20 protein-coding genes are annotated in these 23,206 nt (G+C 34.4%); 15 read left to right on the top strand and 5 right to left on the bottom strand.

Annotation, left to right across the window (positions count from 1 at the left end):
- Window positions 1-19: 19 nt before the first annotated feature.
- Window positions 20-514, bottom strand: a complete 495-nt coding sequence (locus K350_RS0116640; protein ID WP_028980878.1) for a DUF7000 family protein — start codon at window positions 512-514, stop codon at window positions 20-22.
- 57 nt (window positions 515-571) lie between these two features.
- A complete protein-coding gene (locus K350_RS33000) occupies window positions 572-1,375 on the bottom strand; it encodes a helix-turn-helix transcriptional regulator (protein ID WP_028980877.1) in 804 nt (267 codons plus the stop codon).
- A 648-nt stretch (window positions 1,376-2,023) separates the two neighbouring features.
- On the opposite strand from K350_RS33000, the gene K350_RS0116630 reads away from it, so the two are divergent.
- The 7 genes from K350_RS0116630 to K350_RS0116600 all read left to right on the top strand — a co-directional run bounded on the left by K350_RS0116630 (window position 2,024) and on the right by K350_RS0116600 (window position 7,465).
- A complete protein-coding gene (locus K350_RS0116630) occupies window positions 2,024-2,365 on the top strand; it encodes a YciI family protein (RefSeq protein WP_028980876.1) in 342 nt (113 codons plus the stop codon).
- 46 nt (window positions 2,366-2,411) lie between these two features.
- The gene (locus K350_RS0116625) at window positions 2,412-3,635 is read left to right on the top strand and encodes an RNA polymerase sigma factor (protein WP_028980875.1); all 1,224 of its coding nucleotides are present in this window, start codon (window positions 2,412-2,414) and stop codon (window positions 3,633-3,635) included.
- Window positions 3,636-3,836: 201 nt separating this feature from the next.
- Entirely contained in the window at window positions 3,837-4,340 is a 504-nt protein-coding gene (locus K350_RS0116620; RefSeq protein ID WP_028980874.1) for a DinB family protein, read from the top strand.
- A gap of 187 nt (window positions 4,341-4,527) precedes the next feature.
- The gene (locus K350_RS0116615) at window positions 4,528-5,622 is read left to right on the top strand and encodes an NAD(P)-dependent alcohol dehydrogenase (protein ID WP_051313222.1); all 1,095 of its coding nucleotides are present in this window, start codon (window positions 4,528-4,530) and stop codon (window positions 5,620-5,622) included.
- Window positions 5,623-5,665: 43 nt separating this feature from the next.
- Window positions 5,666-6,091 (top strand): (R)-mandelonitrile lyase, encoded by a 426-nt coding sequence (locus K350_RS0116610; protein ID WP_028980872.1) that lies wholly within the window; start codon window positions 5,666-5,668, stop codon window positions 6,089-6,091.
- Entirely contained in the window at window positions 6,085-6,786 is a 702-nt protein-coding gene (locus tag K350_RS0116605; protein ID WP_028980871.1) for a RibD family protein, read from the top strand. The genes K350_RS0116610 and K350_RS0116605 overlap by 7 nt, the downstream gene beginning before the upstream one ends.
- A gap of 256 nt (window positions 6,787-7,042) precedes the next feature.
- Window positions 7,043-7,465, top strand: coding sequence for a VOC family protein (locus K350_RS0116600; protein ID WP_028980870.1), 423 nt, complete (start codon window positions 7,043-7,045; stop codon window positions 7,463-7,465).
- Window positions 7,466-7,656: 191 nt separating this feature from the next.
- Here the strand turns inward: K350_RS0116600 and K350_RS31410 are convergent, their stop codons facing one another.
- Window positions 7,657-10,878, bottom strand: a complete 3,222-nt coding sequence (locus tag K350_RS31410) for a PAS domain-containing protein (protein ID WP_051313221.1) — start codon at window positions 10,876-10,878, stop codon at window positions 7,657-7,659.
- Between the two features lie 603 nt (window positions 10,879-11,481).
- On the opposite strand from K350_RS31410, the gene K350_RS0116585 reads away from it, so the two are divergent.
- The 4 genes from K350_RS0116585 to K350_RS0116570 all read left to right on the top strand — a co-directional run bounded on the left by K350_RS0116585 (window position 11,482) and on the right by K350_RS0116570 (window position 15,313).
- Window positions 11,482-12,399 carry a hypothetical protein gene (locus K350_RS0116585; RefSeq protein WP_028980869.1) on the top strand — a complete coding sequence of 306 codons (918 nt, stop codon included), beginning with the start codon at window positions 11,482-11,484 and terminating at the stop codon, window positions 12,397-12,399.
- A 111-nt stretch (window positions 12,400-12,510) separates the two neighbouring features.
- Complete coding sequence (locus K350_RS0116580) at window positions 12,511-13,098, top strand: hypothetical protein (protein ID WP_028980868.1); 588 nt, start codon at window positions 12,511-12,513, stop codon at window positions 13,096-13,098.
- Window positions 13,099-13,214: 116 nt separating this feature from the next.
- Window positions 13,215-13,721: a hypothetical protein gene (locus tag K350_RS0116575; RefSeq protein WP_028980867.1), complete on the top strand. Its 507-nt coding sequence runs from the start codon at window positions 13,215-13,217 to the stop codon at window positions 13,719-13,721.
- A 158-nt stretch (window positions 13,722-13,879) separates the two neighbouring features.
- Complete coding sequence (locus K350_RS0116570; RefSeq protein ID WP_028980866.1) at window positions 13,880-15,313, top strand: T9SS type A sorting domain-containing protein; 1,434 nt, start codon at window positions 13,880-13,882, stop codon at window positions 15,311-15,313.
- 134 nt (window positions 15,314-15,447) lie between these two features.
- Here K350_RS0116570 and katG read toward each other — a convergent pair whose 3' ends face one another.
- Window positions 15,448-17,730 (bottom strand): catalase/peroxidase HPI, encoded by a 2,283-nt coding sequence (gene katG / locus K350_RS0116565; protein WP_028980865.1) that lies wholly within the window; start codon window positions 17,728-17,730, stop codon window positions 15,448-15,450.
- A 562-nt stretch (window positions 17,731-18,292) separates the two neighbouring features.
- On the opposite strand from katG, the gene K350_RS32750 reads away from it, so the two are divergent.
- The 4 genes from K350_RS32750 (at window position 18,293) to K350_RS33115 (ending at window position 22,098) form a co-directional block, all read left to right on the top strand.
- Entirely contained in the window at window positions 18,293-18,478 is a 186-nt protein-coding gene (locus K350_RS32750; RefSeq protein ID WP_156027070.1) for a hypothetical protein, read from the top strand.
- Window positions 18,479-18,759: 281 nt separating this feature from the next.
- On the top strand, window positions 18,760-19,506 hold the full coding sequence (locus tag K350_RS29200; protein ID WP_051313220.1) for an OBAP family protein: 747 nt from the start codon (window positions 18,760-18,762) through the stop codon (window positions 19,504-19,506).
- Window positions 19,507-19,841: 335 nt separating this feature from the next.
- Window positions 19,842-21,917 (top strand): cellulase family glycosylhydrolase, encoded by a 2,076-nt coding sequence (locus tag K350_RS31405; RefSeq protein ID WP_081671042.1) that lies wholly within the window; start codon window positions 19,842-19,844, stop codon window positions 21,915-21,917.
- Between the two features lie 4 nt (window positions 21,918-21,921).
- Window positions 21,922-22,098, top strand: coding sequence for an Ig-like domain-containing protein (locus K350_RS33115; RefSeq protein WP_425423916.1), 177 nt, complete (start codon window positions 21,922-21,924; stop codon window positions 22,096-22,098).
- A gap of 505 nt (window positions 22,099-22,603) precedes the next feature.
- Here K350_RS33115 and K350_RS0116540 read toward each other — a convergent pair.
- On the bottom strand, window positions 22,604-22,945 hold the full coding sequence (locus tag K350_RS0116540) for a hypothetical protein (protein ID WP_028980862.1): 342 nt from the start codon (window positions 22,943-22,945) through the stop codon (window positions 22,604-22,606).
- Window positions 22,946-23,206: the final 261 nt, after the last annotated feature.

The following is a 23,206-nucleotide window of genomic DNA, read 5'->3' as shown; positions in this document are numbered from 1 at the left end:
CATCTTTACCACAGAGAAGTTATGCCAACTTGCAGTTTTGGATATGTTCAGTTATTTCATCTGTGAATTTAATCAATGACTTTTTAAGTTGCTGAGTGAGTTTATCTAAATTATTAAAGTCTGGATTCTCGAGTATTATAGCTTCAAGTACAGAATATTGAGGTCTGCTTGTTCTGTTTTTATTCCATTTAGTGTCTTTTAATATTTGCCAATATTTTTCCTGAACTTTTATATTCTGGCCTAGCAACCAAATTTCAAATCTCATTTTGGAATGGTTTAATACTAACCCAAAACGAAGTTTTCGTTTCTTTAGAAAGTCATCGCTGAAATAGAAGTATGTATAATCCATATAACCTTGAAATAGGTTTCCAAAAGAGTATCTATCAGCTAAATCATTAGAAAAAGAAGAATTCAATTTCATTACAAATTTCACCAGTCTGCCATATGCTTCCTGAATATCCCCTTTGTCAAGTTGTTCTTTATAGATTTCTACGTAGTTGTTTAATGGTTTCATTTTATTAAAATTAGAATTGCAATGTATTAAACACTAAGATAGACATTCGTAAAAATGCTATTTTAACCTTTGAGAAGCCACACTCATCAACTCAGTTACATTAGCTGTATTCGTTTTCTGAAGCATCTTTTTTCTATGGTTGTTAACAGTATGATGACTTATATTTAACTCAAGCGCAATCTGTTTACTTGTCTTACCCTGAGCCAATAATACCATAACTTCTTTTTCCCTTTTAGACAGAGTATATTCTTCATCCGGATTAATCGATTTTTTAAGAATTGTGCTTTGCGTATTGTCAGGATTAACGATGTACGCGGCAAAGTCAATCACATTATCTTTTTTGAAATGATCTATTTCAATCATATGTTTTAAACCCACGACAGGCTCATTTTTACGAGAGGTTAATACACTTAGGTGATGCATAAACCATTTATATTCTCCGGAAGGTGTCCTCATTTTATTGCAATAGGCAATTCGAAGGTTATGGCATTCACCCTTCATAATATATTCACCGAAGAGCTTGTAAACTTCAGGAAAAATATGACTGCGCATAATTTCGTAGTGATCTTTCTGGAAGAGAGAAAAGGTGTAGGTAGTTCCAAACTGATACATCAAATCAATATCAAGGTCCAGTAAAGATATATTTTCAGAATGATATAAATAGCTATGTTGTGAGTAATCAACAAGGAGAATGATACCAGGCGTAATTTTTAAAAGAGCCTCATATTGTTTTACATCCGGAAAATGTTTTTTTTCTATTTTTTCTGGAGCAACATCCTTGATATTGTTTGTTCGGAGCAACTGCTGGAAATAACTATAATGCTCATTGTAAGCCTTGAAATTGAGGTTTTGATCATTCATAAATATAGTCTCTCTATTATAATGGGCGCGATTTATCTCGAACCACAGTGTCAGTTTTTTAAATTTAGTTAAAAATTAATTAGTTTTTGTTTATGATAAACTTAAATAGATGTTAGTATTTCATGTGCTGTTCTCTATTTCAGAAAACTATAAAGAAATTATCTCTTTCTAGGCCCTTTCTACAATGACATTAAAGTACTTTCTACACTTCAGTTTATTGACACGCATTTATTTATAATGATACTGTTTTTTTGATCAAACTTGAATATATTGTTAAGGTAAGTGGATCTAGTTTTTTAGTATAAATACTTTAAAACCAGTTGGTAAGTTAGATTTGAATACTGGTTCCTGTTCCCTATTATTGAATAAAAAATGCTTAAGTCATTTTTATTCGAAGAACTATCAATCTGTGATATTTCTTTTTCATTCCTACATTGTTATTCTTAAAAAGTATTTTAGTTTGCATTGAAGAGAGAAGGCGCACAAATCTCAGTTGCCAGAGGTTTGTATGCAATTGAGATTGTTAAGTGTAAGTAGATGAGGTTATTATAACATGAATCTTTTTTTAGAAAAAATGTTCATATGCTTTTGTCCCCGTTTTGAGATTCCAATCGTCATTGCGGTATATAACAATAAAACTTTAATAAAATGAAAGAATTTCTATTGATCTTCAGAGCAGACTACAAAGCTATGCCTAAGGCATCACCAGAAGAGATGCAGGCAAGAACACAAAGTTGGATGAATTGGGTTGCAGGAATTGCAGCTCAAGGTAAATTAGCTGACCGGGGCAATCGATTAGTTAACACGGGAAAGGTGCTAAAAGATGACAGCGTTGTTTCAGACGGTCCTTATACTGAAATTAAAGAGTCAATTTTGGGTTATTCAGTTGTAAAGGCAGCTTCTTTAGAAGAGGCAACGAAACTTGCACATGGTTGCCCTGTATTCTCCATTGGAGGAAATGTAGAGGTAAGAGAAATTGATGCATTGTAAATTTTCATTATAGCCCTTGCTATACTAGGCAAGGGCTTTCCAGACTATGGAAGGAGCCGAATTAATACCGCATTTATTCAGAACTGAGTATAGCAAGATTGTCGCTGTACTTTGTAACTCATTTGATTTAAAGCATATCGAAATAGCAGAAGATATTGCGAGTGAAACTTTTTTAAAAGCTTCCGAGGTATGGGGGATTAAAGGTGCTCCGGACAACCCCACGGCGTGGCTTTATACAGTAGCTAAAAACAAGACCAAGGATTATTTTAAGCATCATTCTGTTTATGAAAATAAAATCAAGGAAGTCTTGAAGTCTAATGATGACAAGGCTGAAATTGATTTCGAATTCACTAGTCAGAATATTTCAGATAGCCAATTGGTTATGATTTTTTCTGTTTGTAATCCGAGCATTTCGGCTGAAGCCCAAATTTGTCTAGCACTCCAAATTCTTTGTGGATTTAGTGTGGACGAAATAGCCAATGCATTGTTATCAAAATCAGAGACGATTAAAAAGCGATTGCATAGAGCAAGAACAATGCTTCGGGATAATAATTTTCAAATTAAAATATTAAGTGAAGAGGAAGTCAAAGTACGCCAGGATGGAGTTCTGAGAACATTATACTTATTGTTTAATGAGGGATACTTTTCAAAAACAAATAATCAGGCAATCAGAAAAGATCTTTGTTCTGAAGCTGTTCGATTAACTTATATTCTTACTGAAAATCCAATAACGAATACTCCACAAACCAATGCCATGCTTGCTTTGATGTGCTTTCAAAGTTCACGTCTTGACGCAAGGACAAATGAAGAAGGTGATGCAATTCTACTTGACCAGCAAGATAAAAGTTTATGGAATAATGAATTAATCGAAAAAGGTAATCATTATTTAATAAAAGCTTATGAAGGAAATGAAATTTCCAAGTATCATCTGGAAGCTACCATTGCATATTGGCATACAACACCTACCGATGAAAACAAATGGGAGTTTATCTTGCAATTGTACAATCAACTTGTTCTTATTGAATATTCGCCTGTAACAGCCATGAACAGAACGTTTGCATTGGCCAAAGTTTATGGAAATGAAATAGGAATTAAGGAAGCCGAAAAATTAAATCTGGAGGATAGCAGCCATTACTATTCTTTACTAGGTTATCTTTATTCAGAAATTGATGTAAATAAAGCTATAAGCTATTATAAAAGAGCCATTGCTTTGACTAAATCCAGGACTGAAATGCAAACTTTAACAAAAGAAATTAAACGTCTTAGTTAAAAGGAAATCAGTTATTAACTGCATGAAATATGTTGTTTATTCAGGTAGGGTTGATATTTTTTTTTTGAAGCAAAACAGTTCCAGCCAGCAGCAGTTGAAATAAGTAAAATGCCGGTTAGACATGAACATTAATCTTATTTATTTTAGTTTGAGCAAGTTTGGCATTGTAAGTTATATGTTTTAAGCAAATCTTTATACTCTATGCAGTCATCCATTATTGTGAATGCTATTCTCAGGGAACTGGACAAGGAAGTACCTGCTACCAGAAATTGCCTTGAACGTATACCAGAAAATTTATTTGGATTTAAACCTCATCCAACATCAATGGAACTCGGATATCTGACAACACTTGTTGCTCAAATACCGCTTTGGATAGCTTCTATGATTGATAATGGCGAGATAGACCTGGCCACCTTTACAAGACTCACCCCTAAGACAACAAGGGAAATGGTTACTTATTTTGAGGATAATATAAATAAAGCTAAAAAATCATTACAAACAATCAAAGATGATGACCTTTCCAGGAATTTTACATTAAAAGCCCAGGGAAAAATCCTGATATCTCAAAAATTGGAAGAATCAATTTCAGAGGCAATCAATCACTGGATCCATCATCGCGGACAACTCACTGTTTATATGAGGATGAATGGAATCCCGGTTCCATCAATCTACGGACCTTCTGCTGATGACAATCCATTCAGGTAGGGCCAGCTCAGACAAGAATCATAGAAGACAGGTCAAATTGTTTTCCTGTTTGTTGACTTCCATATCAGAAATCATTGGCTGCAATATAACAATACTGATATAATCTGCTTTTATTGTCGGTGTAAGCGATTCAGGGATGGTGAATAATTTATAAAAATATATTTTTTTAAAACAAAACCTTATAAATATGGAAACACTGAAGACAACAGCGGAAGGTGTAATTTCTGTCAAAGCAAAAGAAGTCAGGGCATTTGGTACTGCGGCAGCCGATAAATCTTTGCAACAAATAAAAATAAATCGAAGAATACCTACACCTCATGATGTGGAAATTGAAATTCTATATTGCGGTGTTTGTCATTCAGATCTTCATACTGCTCGCAATGAATGGCATAGTACTGTCTACCCTTGTGTACCTGGTCATGAAATCGTAGGAAAAGTCGTGAGTGTAGGAAAGCATGTTTCAAAATTTAAAGTCGGAGATCATGCAGCTGTAGGTTGTATGGTTGATAGCTGCAGAGAGTGTCAATATTGCAAAGAAGATCTGGAACAATATTGCGAGGAGGGAAATACAGCAACTTATAATTCTCCTGATAAGCACCTGGGTACACAGACTTATGGAGGCTATTCGGAAAGCGTTGTGGTGGATGAAGCCTATGTTTTGCATGTACCTGAAAATCTTGATCTGGCAGCTGTTGCACCTTTACTATGTGCAGGCATCACTACATATTCACCTTTGAAGCATTGGAATGTAGGTCCTGGTAAAAAAGTGGGAATTGTTGGTATTGGTGGTTTGGGACATATGGCAGTGAAGTTTGCGAAAGCAATGGGTGCAGAGGTGATTGTTTTCACTACTTCAGCTTCTAAGGTTGAAGATGCTAAACGTCTTGGAGCTGATGATGTAGTGTTGTCCAAAGATAAAAATCAGATGCAACGTTATGCAGGTAAATTACATTTTGTTTTGGATGCTGTTTCTGCACAGCATGATGTAAATGCATACTTAGGTCAGCTGAGAGTTGATGGTGTATTGGTATTAGTAGGCGCACCTGAGCATCCATTGTCTGTTGCTGCATTCAGTCTCATACCATATAGAAGAACCTTTGCAGGTTCAATGATTGGGGGAATTGCAGAAACGCAAGAGATGCTTGATTTCTGTGGTAAACATAATATCATTTCAGATATAGAAATGATTAGTATTCAACAGATCAATGATGCATATGAACGTTTACTGAAAGGCGACGTCAGATATCGTTTTGTTATTGATATGGCATCTTTAAAAAAGTAGAAATCAAAAGAGATATATCAATAAATAAAGAAGTTTTTTTATTATGGAAATTAAGAGAATTGGATCACAGTCTTCAGGAAAAGGTCCGGCTGACTGGTTTACAGGAACAGTGCGTATCGATCCTCTTTTTCAGGCTAGTGATCCGGCAAGGGTAGCAGGCTCAAGTGTCACCTTCGAGCCAGGTGCCAGAACAGCATGGCATACTCATCCTCTTGGACAAACGCTGATAGTAACCTCAGGTTGTGGCTGGGCACAGCGGGAAGGAGGGCCAGTTGAAGAAATTCATCCGGGGGACATTGTCTGGTTTCCACCAGGAGAAAAACATTGGCATGGAGCAACGTCTACTATAGCCATGACGCATATAGCCATACAGGAAAGCCTTAATGGAAAAGTAGTGGAATGGATGGAGAAAGTTACCGATGAGCAGTATCATTCAAAAGGCTTAGAAAAAAAAAGTCAACTATGGTAAAGCCACATGTAATCTGTCATATGATGTCTACTGTTAATGGCAAGATTATTTCTGATAACTGGGGAAGTAAAGACCTCACCAAAAGTTATACGGATATTTACGAAAGATGTCATCAAAGCTTTGCCAGTCAGGCATGGATGGTAGGCCGGGTTACGATGGAAAGACATTTTTCAGAGGAAAAGAAGCCTTCATTGTTAAAGCCCAATGCTTTGATAGAAAGGAAGCCATTTATAGGGAATAAAGAAGCAACAAGCTTTGCCATAGCTGTAGATGCTAAAGGAAAATTAATATGGGATTCCAACGAAACAGGGGGAGATCATATTATTGAAGTACTTACGGAACAAGTGAGCGATGTGTATTTGAATTTCCTTCAGCAAAAAAAAGTATCCTATATTTTTGCTGGCAAAACAGAAATGGATTTCAAGTTGGCTCTAAAACAATTAGGTGATCTTTTTAATATTAAAACCCTGATGTTGGAAGGAGGAGGACATATCAACGGCTCTCTTTTGAATGAAGGACTAATTGACGAATTAAGTATTCTAATAGTTCCTGTTGCTGATGCATCGCCCGATGCACCAACTACCTTTGAGCTGGGTGAATACCAGCAGAAAAATATATCCCAGCATCTTCATTTGAAAGAAGTGAGGCAACTGGAGAACGCAGTGCTTTGGCTTAAATATACTGTTAATAATTAGTCAACTATTGCTCTCTGGGGATTAAGATCGACTATAAAATAAATAACAATCACATTTGACTATTTATTGGTAATTAGAAAGCATAAAAAGCCAGCTCAGCAGGCTTTTTTGGTTTATGTTAGCTTTTGTTGTTGGGGAAAATACTAAAGTTGTAAGAATAATATTCTATTTAAGATATTATTGTAAAGTAAGTTCCTGAATATTAATTTTAACCGTATTTACTTATATTAAGATCATAAATAAAAAGACAGATAAAATGGAAGAACCAAAAAATATTGAAAATGCAGTATCATCAAATGATACAACACCAAAGGTGACGGGAATTGGCGGAATTTTCTTCTTTTCTGATAATCCAAAAGATACCAGGGAATGGTATGCTAAGAATTTAGGACTTGAAGTCAATGAATGGGGTTCTACTTTTGAATCCAGAAATGTAAACAGACCTGACGAAATAAATCAACTCCAATGGACTCCCTTCAAGAATGGGAGTGGGTATTTTGCTCCATCTAAAAAGGAATTTATGATTAATTACAGAGTTCAGAATATTGAAGGGCTAGTGGAGAAGCTAAGAGAAAATGATGTGACTATACTTGATGAAATCTCAACATTTGAATATGGAAAGTTCATTCACATTATGGACTCTGATGGAAATAAGATAGAGCTTTGGGAGCCAATGTAAGAAGTTAAAAGTTGAAAGCTAAAAGTTTAATATGATAAGCCATTAGGTTTAAAGCCTTAATGCTCTTGTAAGTAATGGCTGTCAACTTCCTGTGGTATCATGTCTTTCAACCTAACACTTTTAAAAGTTTTTAACGACATTTTATTTCGGTATCATTTGAACGAAGTGCCGGATCGAAAGGTCCTACACCATTACTTATTTTTAAAATACACTCTAAAAACCGAACCTTTACCCAATTCACTTTCAACTTCAATTTTTCCCCCTGCATTGGTAATAATTCGCTTAACGAGGTACAGTCCAACCCCTGATCCCTCTACGTCTTTATGAAGCCTTTTGAACTCAGAAAAAATCTTATCAGCCTGTTCTTTTTTCATACCTAATCCATTGTCTTGAATCAATAAAACGGTATAATTTTCTTCACGTTTGGTACTAATAAATATTTCTGGATTTCTATTGTGTGAATGATATTTTATGGCATTGCTTAAAAGATTATGGAATATGCTTTGAAGATTTTTCTTTGCAAATCTGATGGTTGAAATCTCACTGAAGTCTTCTTTAATTATTGCATTAGTTTTTTTTATGGACTCTTCAAACATAGATTTAACTTCGTTTAACATTTCAGCTAAATTGATGTCTTCATAATTCTCTGTACTTGTCTTTTGAGATTTAGCAATCTCAATAAGTTCCAGGAGATTCTTTCTAAATTTACCTATTGAACTTTCAATCATCTCAAGAACATCACTTGCACCTTCCTTATTTATATTTTCTTCTTCAAATAAACCGTTCAATACGCCCACCAATCCTTCAATATTAGAAACCGGGGCTTTCAAATCATGAGAAACCATATAAATGAAATTATCAAGATCTTCATTCTGCTGTTTTAATTTTTCTTCAGTCCTTTTCTTATCATCTATGTCTGTTTGAATTCCAATCCATCTGATAATTTTACCTTTATAGTTTTTGATAGGTATTGCCCTTGCCTGAAACCATTTGTATACTCCATCAAAACGTTGTATCCTATATTCATTTTCATAAATAGATCCTGATTCCAGACAGCTTTTCCATTTTTTTAAAGTATCTTCAATTTCATCAGGATGTATAAATTTTAGCCACTTCCAGTCTCTACTGTCATCAATTGAAGAACCTGTATAATCAAACCACCTTTGATTGATATAATCATTTTTTCCATCAGGAAGGGCAGTCCAAGTAAATCCGGGTATTGCTTCCGAAAGTGTTTTATAACGATGTTCACTTTCTCTTAAGGCTAATTCTGAATACTTTCTTGCTGATACATCTGCAATGATTCCCCATCCTCTTATTAACTTATCATTCTCCAGCACACCCTCTATTTTCATGTGCAAATACACAGGCTTTTCTTTTTGATGTTTTGCTATTACTTCTATTTCATGAATTCTATAGTCAGATTGTATTGCCTTGGCAATTTTTATATTTAAACGAAGATTTGAAATTTTGATAAATTCCCTTAGTTGATGTCCGATTAATTGCTGCTGATTTTCTAATCCAAGAATATTTACCAGGCAATCATTCACCTCCGCTATGTAGGTGTGTTTGCTGATTAATTCAACCTGCTCTTCAATTGGAATAGTAGTGTCAACATATGGTATATCTTTAAATTCAAAGCGGCATAGTCCTATAGAACTTTGTTTAATAAAAACCTCATATCGCTCATTGATATTTTTCAACTCCTGAGTTCTTAACGCTACACGATGCTCCAGTTCTATATTATTTTCTTCTAACTTTTTCTGAACACTCTCAAGAGCTAAATAAGCCTGCTGAAGTTCTTTATTTTTCTTCTGAATTTTTCTTTCGTTTTCTTTAATACTGGTAATATCCATTATGGTACCTATAACACGATTGGGCTGACCTAAACTGTTACGATATATTCGTGATCTGCTTAAAACATCTTTTTCACTTTTATCGGGCATTACAATTACTATTTCATCTTCAAGGGAATCTATTGAACCATTCATAATCTGGTTCATATTTTCATTCATTTTAGGATAAAAATCCGGCCTTACTATTTTTATAAATTCAGGAAAAAGAAAAGATTTTGTACCTGATGGAAGGCCATAAATTTCAACTAAATCTTCTGAAATAGCAGATGTTCCTTTTTCTATATTCCAGTCATAATTTCCAACCTTGGCAATCTTTTGTGCTACTATTAGTTTCTCCTCATTGAGTTTTAATTTTTCTTCCGTTTCCTTTAAAGAGGTAATATCCACAGCTGATATCAAGACCTCTTTTACTTTTTCGTTTTCTCTTTTAAATACAATTGCTTTTGTATAAAACCAGATATTTTTTTCATTAGGAAGAATAACCTTATATTCCAATGGTGGATAACTATCTTCAGTTGCATGAGGATATGCTAAAAGGCGATTTCGCAATTTTTCTTTATCTTCAGGGGCGACAATATTTTCGATTACGTTTGTAAATTTTGAATTATAAATATCTTCAGATGCAAACTGAAAAAGCTCCCTGGAACTCTGGTTAGCATATACCAGCCTCCCTTCAGCAACATCATATATGCCTATGTATATTGGCAAATTTTCAAATATCCTTTTAAGTACCTTTTCCTCATTTTTTATTTTTCCTTCTATATTTCTTAATTGAGTGACATCCTGAACTAATCTCTTTATACCGATTACTTTTCCTTCTGTATCTTCCAAGGGGAAGTCTTTGGAATAAATAGTACGAATCTCCTGATCATTCCTTTTTATTTTAAATTCATGAATGTTAGGTTTTCCATCTATAAACTTCTGTGTAAGGGTTTCAGAGAAGGGATCAAAACCATTTTCATAAATGGTCATCTTTTTAAGATTGTTAAAAGAAAGTTTTGGTTGATGTGCTATTCCGAAAATTTCATAAAACTCTTTGGAACATTTAATTGTGCCATCGCTATAGTTAAATTCACAGTGAGCAAGGTGTGCCAATGATTCTGTGTTATCAAATAAAAGTTGATTTTCATCCAATGACTTTTTATGGAATTCTTCCATGCTTGCAACGGCATACATTTCCTGAGCATGAAAATATTGGTCTATTTCTTTCACTATTCTGATGATTTCCTTAGCATCTTTGGTATAGCTATTCAAGAACTCCAGCAATATGAATTTCCTATTATAAAAAATAGATTGTATATCTTCGAGGTTAGCTTGAAATGTAAGTTTGCCTGCTTTAAGTTCGGAAAACAGCGTTCCAATTTCATCGATTACCTGATTTTTCAACAATAAATTCAGGAATTTCTTAACTTCATTTTTTAGTAATTCCTTTGATTCAATTTTTTCAGGAAAAATAGTAAAGCTTATAAAATGATTTCCTTCATATAATCTCTTTAAACATAATTCAGCAACATCATCCAAATGATTATGGTATAAAAAGGACACATATTTATTCATTATATTTTACCTTTTAAAGGTTTAAATACCTGAAAGATAGGTATAAGTATTTAAGTCTTTAAAAGGCTTTTATTTAAGAATTGTTTGTGGAAATGGGATAAAAATAAATTGAATTAATATTTAATTCTCCTTACTAATATATTACCTTCAGAGGCATTGTGTAACATACTCATTAAGGACATTACCCTAAAGAAGGACCTTAATGTATATGTTATTTGCTATGTCGGTCTTAAAGTTAAAATTTTTTTGTAGACTATTCCCTTCTTCCGAATGAGAAGGGCAACTTAAGCCTAGCATTGAAAAAACTACGAGCTTAATAAGTGTAACCGATAAGAGTTCAGGAAGCTTTTTGCTGACATCTGTGAGGTCAAAGCTGACATGGCGAAGCTTTTTGCTGACATTTGTGGGGTAAAAGCTCACATGACGAGGCTTTTTGCTGACATTTATAGGGTAAAAGCTCATATGCTGAAGCCTTTGGGTAAATATCCCAGTTCTGATTTTTTGATTGCTACTTTTTAAATAAATAATTTAGTAGGGATAAAGGAAATATGCAGATAGGTGCCGTATATAATCATGTCTGTACTAATTATATCATTGTTGATTATGAAATTTAAGTTATTCATCATTTCTGTTGGCCTATTTTATTTATTTTCCTGCTCAGAATCTAATTCTGGAAGGGAAAAAAGCAGAGTAATAAAACATGATAAAATTTCAAGTAAAGAACCAAATTCGATTCATGGACTGATTGAAAAGTATAATGACAATTCAAAATTTATAGGATTTGTTGAGAAATGTTATTTTGATAAAGGCTATGATTTTTATGTAGAACTATATTTTAAAGATGACAAAATTGATGAAGATGAATGTCTGCATATTATTGAAATGGGGGATTCTATAATTTATGAGGATGATGAAAATAAAAGGACAAGGATACCTTTTGAAGTAGCTGAAAAATATTTTTTATTATCAGGACTAGATCCACTTTATATTTACAATCTTGAGCATAAATTAATTACTACCTGTCATATTAAGAGAGTTGAATATTTAGATCAGAACATCTCTTCTAGATTCATCGGCGTTATTGAGACAAATAAGTTAAGTAAAAATGAATCATACTACTGTATAGGAAATGAAAAGGCTTATAGTCTGTCAAGATATTATAGTTCTTACGATGATGAGGATTTAACCGGAAAGCTTTTACAACTTTTGGATACTACTGGTAACAGAGATTTTCATTTTACTCATTATAAAAATTCAACCTCTAACTTTTCAATATCTTTATTAAATACCGATTCAATTTCTTATTTACTTGAAAGTATTGATACTATCCAAAGTGTTATATATAAAAGTGATGAATCAGAGAATATTGATAAATTAATCTTCTTACCGATAATTATAAATAATAGACCAGTTCTATTAACTGGGTCTCACTTTCCTGAGGGTGATGATTCATGGAGTTCGGTTTTAGTATTTGATGGAAAACGGTATAAGATTCAAGATCGGCAAAGAATAAATAGATGACAGTTGCTAAAATTGCAAAGGATTTAGCCACGCTATATTTTAACTTATTCTCAATGTCAATAATAACCATAAGAAGAACTATTAAAGAAAAATACAGACAGACAGATAGACATGGAGCATACTACTGAAGAAAACATTGATCGGAATTTACACCTAAGAATCTGGACTAAAATTTCTGATGAAACAGGTATAAGAGTTGAAATGGTTGGACATATTCATCAATCTATTACACGAAAAAGAAAAAATGAAATCCACATCAACTCAAAGAATGTGACGCATTTTATCATTCAAGATTTAATTGATAACGACAACGGATCAATACAAGATATCTTAGAATATAATGGAATAAAATCCAGTGAGGATTTTGGCACTGTTGTAAAAAGACTTTGTGAAGAAGGAGTGATTATAAAGGAGAAAAATGACAATTATGAGGATTTCAAAAGCCAATTTACAACAGCATCAATTATTGATTTTATCAAAAATAATAACCTTAAAAAAGATCGTGATTGGTTTATAACAATAAACTATTCTCTGTATGTAATTGGATTGGCAATTGTCCTTTCTTCATATTTAGATTTTATTTCTAATGAAATTGGTTGGTTGGGTTGGGGAATAGGAATGCTTGGTTGGGCGTTGATTACTTTCAAAAGTCAAATAACTGATAGGCTTAGCAAAGTATTAAATATGAATAAGGTATAATATTTTGTTTTTCACAATAGGGGACATATGAATAAAATCTCCAAATGAAACAATTTTTCTTTATACTTATATTAATCGCTGAATTTAATAATGCCACATAACTTTCAATTCATAATATGATACCATTAAGTGATAACTCTTGGAGAACTTTTGAAAGTGGATATAGAATTCCATACGATGTGTCAATTCCTTTATTAAAGCTTGAAAATAGCAATTCAATTGATGATCAAGATAAGGTTTTAGATGAGTTATATGAGGAATTACACCATCAAGGAGATGTTGGAATGGCTTCGTATCTTGCAGTACCTCATTTGATTAGGATTGGACTATCTAAAAAAATATCCAATTGGAAGATATTAGGATTAATTGCAATTATAGAAATAGAGCGTCATTCAGAGCATAATCCCAGGCTTCCCCTAAATTATGAAAATGAATATTTAAAAATGCTGGACAAGGTTTCCGAATTAGCTGCATTAATAACAAATTGGGATAGAACTTTTTCATCTTGTGCCTTATCAGCAATAGCAGCTTCTAAAGGCCATATAGATATTGCTAAAGTCATTCTGGAATTTGAAGATGAAGATTTAACTGAAAAATTCAACGATTTTTTAAAAAACTATTAAAACAACAAAGCCTGTGCAATTTGTACAGGCTTTGTTGTTAACTAAAGATCTACACTTGAGTACGGTATTCGAAGTGAATTTATAAGGAGTAAAAGATAGATTGAAAAACAAGAACCAGGCTATTCTCGTATATCTTCCCTGATCAATCTAAATGACCTATGAGAAAATCATCTACACTACTTTATGCCCTAGTTATCTATTTATTAGCTATTCCTTTTGCTAGTGAAGTATTAGGCCAAGATGGGACTATAGATGCATCTTTTGTTACAAGTCAATTCAATTCCCATGTTCGAGTTATCAAAGTATTATCTGATAAGAAGATAATTGTTGCAGGAGAGTTTACCAGCTACAATGGAACAACCGTAAATAGGATAGCCCGCTTAAACGAAGATGGTTCTCTAGATGCAACCTTTAACCCTGGTGGAACAGGAGCTAATAGCACCATTCATGCAGTGGAAATACAAGAGGATGGTAAAATTTTAATTGGTGGTTCATTCTTTACTTATAACGGTGAAGGAACAAACAGGCTTGCAAGACTAAATGCTGACGGAACATTTGACAATACATTCAATATTGGAGGTGGATTCAATAATACCATTTATGCTATTGCCATTCAGAATGATACAAAGATTGTTGTAGGAGGAGCTTTTACTGTCTTTAACAATGGTAGTATTAATAGAATAGCAAGGCTTACGGCAGCAGGATCAAAGGATGATACCTTTGTAGTGACAACTGCATTGAATGGTGAACCTAGAGCTATAATTATCCAACCAGATCAAAAGATATTGGTCTCTGGACTTTTTTCTACTTATAACGGTGCAGCGGCTCAAGGTATTGTCAGAATAAATGCCGATGGATCGAAAGACAATATATTAAATAGCAGTACTGGTACTAATGCAGAAGTATGGACTATGGCACTTCAACCTGATGGAAAAATTATCTTGGGAGGTTCGTTTACAAAATATAAGGGTATATCTAAGAATTATTTAGTAAGGATAAATAGCGATGGAACCATTGATAATACTTTTGCGATGGGATCCGGAGCTGATGTTGTAGGAATTCGCTGCGTAGCATTACAGAATGACGGGAGAATAATTATCGGAGGTGAATTTAATACCTTCAATGGAAATCTGGAAAAATACTTAAGCAGATTAAATGCAGATGGCACAGATGATCCAACCTTTAACTTTGAAGTCGGTCCCAATTTACCAGTATTTGCTGCTACATTGGATGCAGATAACAAAATTTTAATCGGTGGGTATTTTTTACTTTATGATGATGTGGAACATCCTCATTTGGTTCGCTTAAATGGATCTTCAACATCAATTGCCGGTGTCACGGATATAGAATTTAATAAAGTATTTAAATTATTTCCTAACCCTGCTTTGTCCAATATAACTATAGAATTACCTGAGTCTAATGACAGGACGGAATTAAAATTATTCTCAATCACAGGAACGTTAAAGAAAAGCATAATTTTGGTCAACACAATGTCTCAGGTTGATATTAAAGATCTTCAGGAAGGGATTTATTTTTATGAAGTTTGGCAACATGAAACAAAGAGGATGGAGGGTAAGCTTATCGTTAATTAATAATAAAGTCTAATTATTATATTTGGCTGCAGTAGCCATAACAAAACAACAAAGCCTGTACAATTTGCACAGGCTTTGTTTAACTAAACTGTATATAGAATTGATTGAAATTTCTTAAATGAATCAGCAAATGGTTATTTTACATCAAAACGATCGAGGTTCATTACTTTTGTCCATGCTGCTGCGAAATCTTTTACAAACTTCTCCTTAGCATCATAGGAACCGTAGACTTCAGCTAAGGCTCTTAGTTCTGAGTTAGAACCAAAAATAAGATCTGCACGGGTCGCTGTCCATTTTACTTTTCCTGTTGATCTGTCATGTCCTTCAAATTCTTCTTTGTTATCCGAAGTAGCTTTCCATTCAGTATTCATATCTAACAGATTCATAAAGAAATCATTCGTTAATACTCCTGGCTGAGAGGTGAATATTCCATGTCTCGAGTGGTTGTAATTAGCATTTAAAGCGCGCATACCACCAATTAATACTGTCATTTCAGGAGCTGTCAGAGTAAGCAATTGTGCTTTATCTACCAATAATTCTTCTGTAGATAATGTATATTGCTTCTTCTGATAATTGCGGAATCCGTCTGCCATTGGTTTAAGTACTGCTATAGAAGCAGGATCTGTTTGCTCTTGTGTAGCATCCATACGACCAGGAATAAACGCTACCTTCACAGGATATCCAGCTTTTTTAGCTGCATCTTCAATTGCTGCTGATCCGCCAAGTACAATAAGATCCGCCATTGAAATTTGTTTGCTTCCTGATTTTGAATTGAAGTTCTTTTGAATCTCTTCAAGTTTGGTCAATACCTTATTAAGTTGTTGAGGATTATTAGCCTCCCAATTTCTTTGAGGTGCAAGGCGGATACGTGCACCATTAGCACCACCTTTTCTATCAGAATTACGGTAAGTAGAAGCAGAAGCCCAAGCTGTAGAAACCAGTTCATCTGTTGTAAGACCAGATTTCAGAATGGTAGCTTTTAACTCTGCAATATCTTTATCATTCACCAATTTGTGATTGAGAGTAGGAATCGGATCTTGCCATAGAAACTCTTCTTTAGGAATTTCAGGTCCGAGATATGTTGTTTTAGGTCCCATATCACGATGCGTTAATTTGAACCATGCACGCGCAAATGCAGCATCAAATTGTTCAGGGTTATCAAGGAAGTTCTTAGAGATCTTTCCATAGATTGAATCAAAGCGTAATGAAAGGTCTGTTGTAAGCATTGTGGGCTTGTGCTTCTTGTTCTTATCAAAAGCATCCGGTACCATTACTTTAGGGTTCTTAGCCACCCACTGGTGTGCACCACCTGGACTCTTAGTCAGCTCCCATTCATTTTCAAAAAGGCTTTTGAAAAAACCATGACTCCATTGGGTAGGAGTGGTAGTCCATGTCACTTCTAATCCTGAGGTAATAGCATCTTTGCCTTTTCCTGTACCATGTTTACTTTTCCATCCTAGGCCTTGTTCTTCAATACCTGCAGCTTCAGGCTCTGGGCTTAAATTGGTACCACTAGCTGCTCCATGTGTTTTACCAAGCGTATGTCCTCCTGCTATAAGCGCTACAGTTTCCTCATCATTCATTCCCATACGTCTGAAAGTCTCACGTATATCTTTTGCAGCAGCAACTGGATCAGGATTTCCGTTAGGACCTTCCGGATTAACATATATAAGCCCCATTTGTGCGGCAGCCAATGGTTTTTCAAGCTTACGACCTTCGCCATAACGTTTGTCATCCAACATTTTTTCTTCCATTCCCCAATACACGTTACTTGCAGGTTCCCACACATCTTCCCTGCCACCACCAAATCCAATAGTCTTAAATCCCATTGATTCCAAGGCTACATTTCCTGTAAGGATCATTAAGTCAGCCCATGAAATTTTATTACCATATTTCTGTTTGATTGGCCATAAAAGTCTTCTGGCTTTATCAAGGTTAGCATTGTCCGGCCAGCTATTTAGTGGAGCAAATCTCTGTTGACCTTCACGTGTTCCACCACGACCATCTCCTGTGCGGTATGTTCCGGCGCTGTGCCATGCCATACGAATGAATAGAGGTCCATAATTACCATAATCTGCAGGCCACCAATCCTGAGATTTAGTTAGCACCTCTCGGATATCATTCTTTAACGCTGCATAGTCCAGACTGTTAAATGCGAGCTTATAATTAAAGTCTTCTCCCATAGGATCAGATTTGGTGGAGTGTTGCCTAAGTACACTTAAATCCAATTGATTAGGCCACCAATCTCTGTTGGTTTTTCCATTGTTGGTAGTACTGAGGCCACCGGATTTTCCTTTATTTCCAAAATGAAATGGACACCCACCTTTTTCGGCGCCTTCGTTGTTTACTTCCTTCTTACTCTCATGGCATCCTGTAAAAAGAGCGACCAAACTGGCTACTAAAAGTGTTTTCTTCATAAATATAAATTTTACCAGGTAAATAATACTGTACAAACTTACCCGAAAGTGTTTATAGAGTAAAATTATATTTATTTATGATTAGATAGATAAAATCTATTTTGTAAAAGTGGTTTAAAATGAAGATGATACCTTCAGTACAAGATTTTTTTTTGCAGAGAAAGACTGAAATGGGTTATATATAGCAATTAAATAGTTGTTATGGGAAAGCAAAATATTAAACTTCAGGGAACTATCCATAAACCGTTAGGAAAGGACGTTTCGTCTCCGATTAAGGAGGAGAACCTTAAAAATACATCGTTCATATTAGAATATCCACCTCTTCCTGAGGATCGAGACAACTATACAGATATGGTATTTCCCTTGTTAATGATGAAACTCAGGCATTCCTTGTAGATTTTGTGAATAAATTTGACAAGCAAGACAATAGGAATGTCATAGGAGGAGATGGCCGAAAGGCTATAGATAATGATGGACAGCACCATTCCATAAGCATCAGACACAAGGATGTCAAGAAGATTAAGGTTATGCAGGATATTTCAGATAAGCATTTTTCAAAGAAATGGAAAGTGATGCTAAAAGGCATGACAAACTGGGTGACCTTAAAAGATCTCTTAATGACAAATGTGTTTCGGCTGTGCATGATGCAGTTTGCAATTTACTATTATTTACAGAGGTTATTGCTAATAGTAATGACAATGTAGTTGTAGCCTTCGGAGATGATCATTCGGTCCGCTTAAAGAGTTGATGGAAGACTTAAGTAAACAAAATAAAAAAAGACATTTATAGGCCTTGTTATTTATATCTCTTTATCAGTGAATATTACATTTTCATTATGAATTAGTTTTGCCTCTTCAATATGAAGTGGCTATTTTATTTAATTCTGGAGATGAACATAAAAGGTTTTGGAAGTCTGTTAATACTATTCCATCTTTGAGTTATTGAGTGATTAGGAGATTTAAAGTTTGGAGTCAAAGGACTTTGAACAAAGCATATTATTATGTGTTATGCTCGTCTAAATCAAACCAGATGTTAAAAGGCTCAAATTACATTTCCATTATTGTTATAATACTCATATCTGCATGTGGAGGTAAAAATACTGAACCGTATGTAAAAGAACCAGGAGTTGAAGATTCAATCAAAAAGGATGTACTTAAAACAGGGACTAATGTAATGCAAAATAAAGCCCCGATTAATGCTATAAATGTTTATATGGATGGATTTCATTTCTACAATGGTAATATGAAGGGACAAATGGAAGCTCATCATTATTGCACTGTACTTAATGAAGATGTTACTCAATGCATTATTTATGACGGGAATGTAAAAGATGCTCATATCATGGGAGTGGAATATATTGTCTCCGAGAGGATATTTAAAAGTTTACCTGATGATGAAAAGAAACTTTGGCACAGCCATAATCATGAAGTTAAATCAGGTACGCTTATAGCTCCGGGAATTCCACAACTGGCAGAACATGAGTTTATGGAGAAACTTGTATCTTCTTATGGAAAGACCTGGCATACGTGGCATACAGATCAGGATAAGGAATTGCCTTACGGTTCACCACAACTCATGATGGGATTTACAAAAGATGGACAGCTTGAAGATTCACTTATTACAAAGAGGGATAAGAATTTTGATATATCTACACAAGAAGTAAGAAAGAATAGAGAAGATATACCAGCTCATAAAGTCAATCCTGGAGCTGACTCATGGCAAAATGGAGAGGTAATACAATTACCTTCTTTAACCAGGCATAAACACCAACATTAAGGTAACAGAAGAACAATTATAAGTTCTTACTTCTAAAGCTAAACTGCTATTTTTTCTCAAATACTGTTATTATGCCATGCAAAATTTTTATTTTATTTTTTTAATCCGGTGTGACTTTTTGAAAAGTTTATTGTACATGTAAAAAAGAGTGATGGATAAGTCATATACACCATTTATAATCTACTGTATAATATTGAATAAGCTTTTACTAATCTATCAGCATAGTCTGACTTATTTATCTATTGAAAATTTTGCTCGTGCGCTATCTTCCAAAGATAACTATTATACTTTAGACTAAAGCAAAGAAATCTATTTAACCTAAATTGAATAAACTTATGAGAAATTTATTAAGATCAGTTTTTCTGATATTATTGCCATGTCTGGCTATGTCACAGGGTTTTACTACTAATAATGTTAATGGGAATCTGATAGATGCTTGTGGAAATAATTTTGTTATGAAAGGGATGAATGTTCCTCTGGCATGGTATGTCAATGATGTGAATGGAAGCATAACAGCACTGAAGAACAATACAAAGTCCAATTGTTTGCGTATTGTGGTACAAACAAATACTTCTGATAATGCTTGGCAAACGACAGTTGTGAACTGTATAAAGAATAAGATTATTCCTATGGTGGAGCTTCATGATGTGACAGGTAGTACTGATGCAGGAGCTCTAAAGACAATGGGAGATTTCTGGGCAAGCAAAGCTTCATTCTTTAATAATACAAATTTCAACGGGGTAAACATCAAGAAACATATCCTTATCAATTTGGCAAATGAATGGGGTACCTGGCAAACGGCAAGCAATAAGAACACAATGTGGAGAGATGCTGTAATCAATGCAATCAAGCCAATGAGGGATGCCGGTATTTCTACTACAATTGTTATAGATGCCGTTGGGTATGGTCAAGACATTGACGATGCTTACAATCTAAGGACTTATGGAAAAGATATTCAGCGTGCGGATAATGTCTATCTTGGAGGGCCCAGCAACAGTACTCAAAAGGCTAATCTTTTATTTTCCATACATATGTATTGTGAATGGAAAAAAGGAGGTGATAATATTGGGATAGTTAACACGATCAAAAGTTCAGGTGTACCGGTCATAGTCGGAGAATTCGGGTATCAGCATGCTTCTGATGGTTCCTGTGATATCGATGAACAAACTATTTTAAATACTTGTCAGGCAGGTGGAGTAGGATGGCTGGCTTGGTCACAAAAGGGAAATGGTGGTGGTGTTGAGTATCTGGATTTGTGTAACGATTGGGCTTGTACCAATTTATCCGCTTGGGGTAATACAATTATTAATGGGACGAATGGTACTAAGACTGCTGTGGAGTGTTCCGTTTTTTCAAACCCAAACTGTACAAGTTCATGTAAAACTGCAGCACCGGTTGTAATACCTTCAAGAGTTTACTGTCATAATGATGTTGCTACAGCTCTTAGTGCAACAGGAACAGATTTGAAATGGTATACAGATGCTACTTCAGGTTCATCGAGCACTACTGCTCCGTTTCCCAATACTGCTATTGTTGGCTCCTCGACTTATTATGTTTCGCAAACTTTAAATGGTTGTGAAGGCCCAAGAGCCAGTATTTCAGTAAATGTTAATGCTCTTCCAATTATAGAATCTTATATGTCTGTAAATGGTGGTTCCTGGGAGGCGCAAGGTTCAGCTACATTATGTGAAGGTGGAAGTCTTACAATTGGACCTCATCCTTATGATGTTTCTGTCGGATGGTCGTGGACGGGGCCAGACAATTTTACCTCTTCTGTTCGTGAGATTTCATTTAAAGATATCAAGCCCGCTCAATCCGGGACGTATAAGGTGAGCTATAGTGATGCCAACAATTGCAGCAATAGTTTGTCAATACCTGTAACTGTCCAGGAAAAACCTGCTATAACATTTACTTCTCCTTCTGACAATTCTGTTATTACATCCAATCCTGCTGATATTTTAATAGAGGTTTCGGTATCAGGAAATAATATCAGCAATGTTCAGTTCATGAATGGAGTAAACTTACTGGGGCAGGACGCTACAGTTCCTTATAATTTCAACTGGAAGAATGTAGATAATGGTTCTTATACCATCACTGCAAAAGCTATCGATGCAATCAATTGCAGTAATTCTAAATCTATCAATGTCACAGTAAACAATGTAATAACTTCATTGAAAGGTCCTAGTGATATTGATAGAACTCTTTGTTATCCTAATCCATTCCATCATCAGTTAGTCATTAGCCCTTACGCTGAACTTGAATTTATTATTATGGATGCCATTGGAAATATTCAGGAGCGAGGTATAACAACTCATGAATTTCATGTAGGGGAATCATTACCTGCAGGCATTTATTTTCTTAAAGTAAATAATAATATGGAAGAAAAGGTAATAAATATTATCAAGGAATAAGGCTATGAAATCATTAAAAAGGAGTTGTGATGGCTCTTTAATTACGATTGATGCTAATTTCAATAGTACAGAAATAAGCAATCTTCAATACTACAATGGAAATTCTTTGATAGGTCAAAACGAACAACAACCATACAGTTATAACTTGACTCATTTACCAACTTGCTCATATAAAATTTAGCACGTGCAATAACTGTTAATGGTTGTAGGTTAATGCTGATGTAGCGGTTTTTGTATCTGTAACAACCGGTAATATTCTGGAGAAAGGTAAAGGGGGAAATGATATTCAAATTGGTGGAACATCACCACAGGATATTTACTTCTTAATAGCAATTAACCTACTAAAAGAAGATAAAGTTATCAAAATTATTAAACGATAACATATTCATTTAGAAAGCTAGCAATAGAGTTGAGATACAATTTATTGTATCTCAACTCTATTGTTTTTTAATCATTAATAAAAATCTATTAGCTAACTTTGGCGTTTAAGAATGTCTGTAAGTATTCAATAATTAAATTATAACTGATTAAAGGTAAATATAGGTTTATATTGTTTAAATTTTCACTATCTGAAACTTTAGCGAACATAGAAACAGTAATGCATTTGCATTTGCTCAAATTTTTGTCTGGTACACTTTGGAGAAAAAGCCACATTAAGGAAACCATTGTAGAGTTATAAGCTAAATTTATTCTTTCCCGGCAAAAGTGCTTACAACCTCATCTACTATATCAGAGTCAGATGATTCAACAAGATACATAATTGAGCCATTATATCCCCACCGGGTTGAATTTTCTAGAGGGTTGGCCTTAGCTATATGATCTGCATCTCCATAAGAATCTGTAAAAATTATAGTGATAGTAAGCGTTTTATCTGTATTGATCATTTTCACAGCATCTACTATTCTTGTTGATTCGTTCAATAATTTCCAATCAAAAGGAGCTGGTTCTAATTCTTTGTTTATAGCATTTAAAAATGCTTCGGCTCTGCTTTTATCCGGATGGCTGATATTCAATTTAATTTTCTTCATTCTATTGTAAGGTAGGTTAATATTTGATTAAAGTTTCAACGTTTTATTGTTACAATGGGTTAAGAATTGTTTGATTTCATTGTGTTTAAGAAAATTAGAGTTAGCCTTATCTATAACCTTAATTCATCAAATCTCGGTCTTGAGGACCTTGTTTTTTAATTTACCATTTTTTTTATTAATGTAACATTGGTTACAATCATAAAATTTTCACCTGATAATTTAGCGTAAGATAAAGCAGTTATCCAGAATATCTTCATGTTT

Source organism: Sporocytophaga myxococcoides DSM 11118, assembly GCF_000426725.1.
GTDB lineage: Bacteria > Bacteroidota > Bacteroidia > Cytophagales > Cytophagaceae > Sporocytophaga > Sporocytophaga myxococcoides.
Note: the sequence above shows the minus strand (reverse complement) of the source record. Positions and strands in the feature narration are given on the sequence as shown.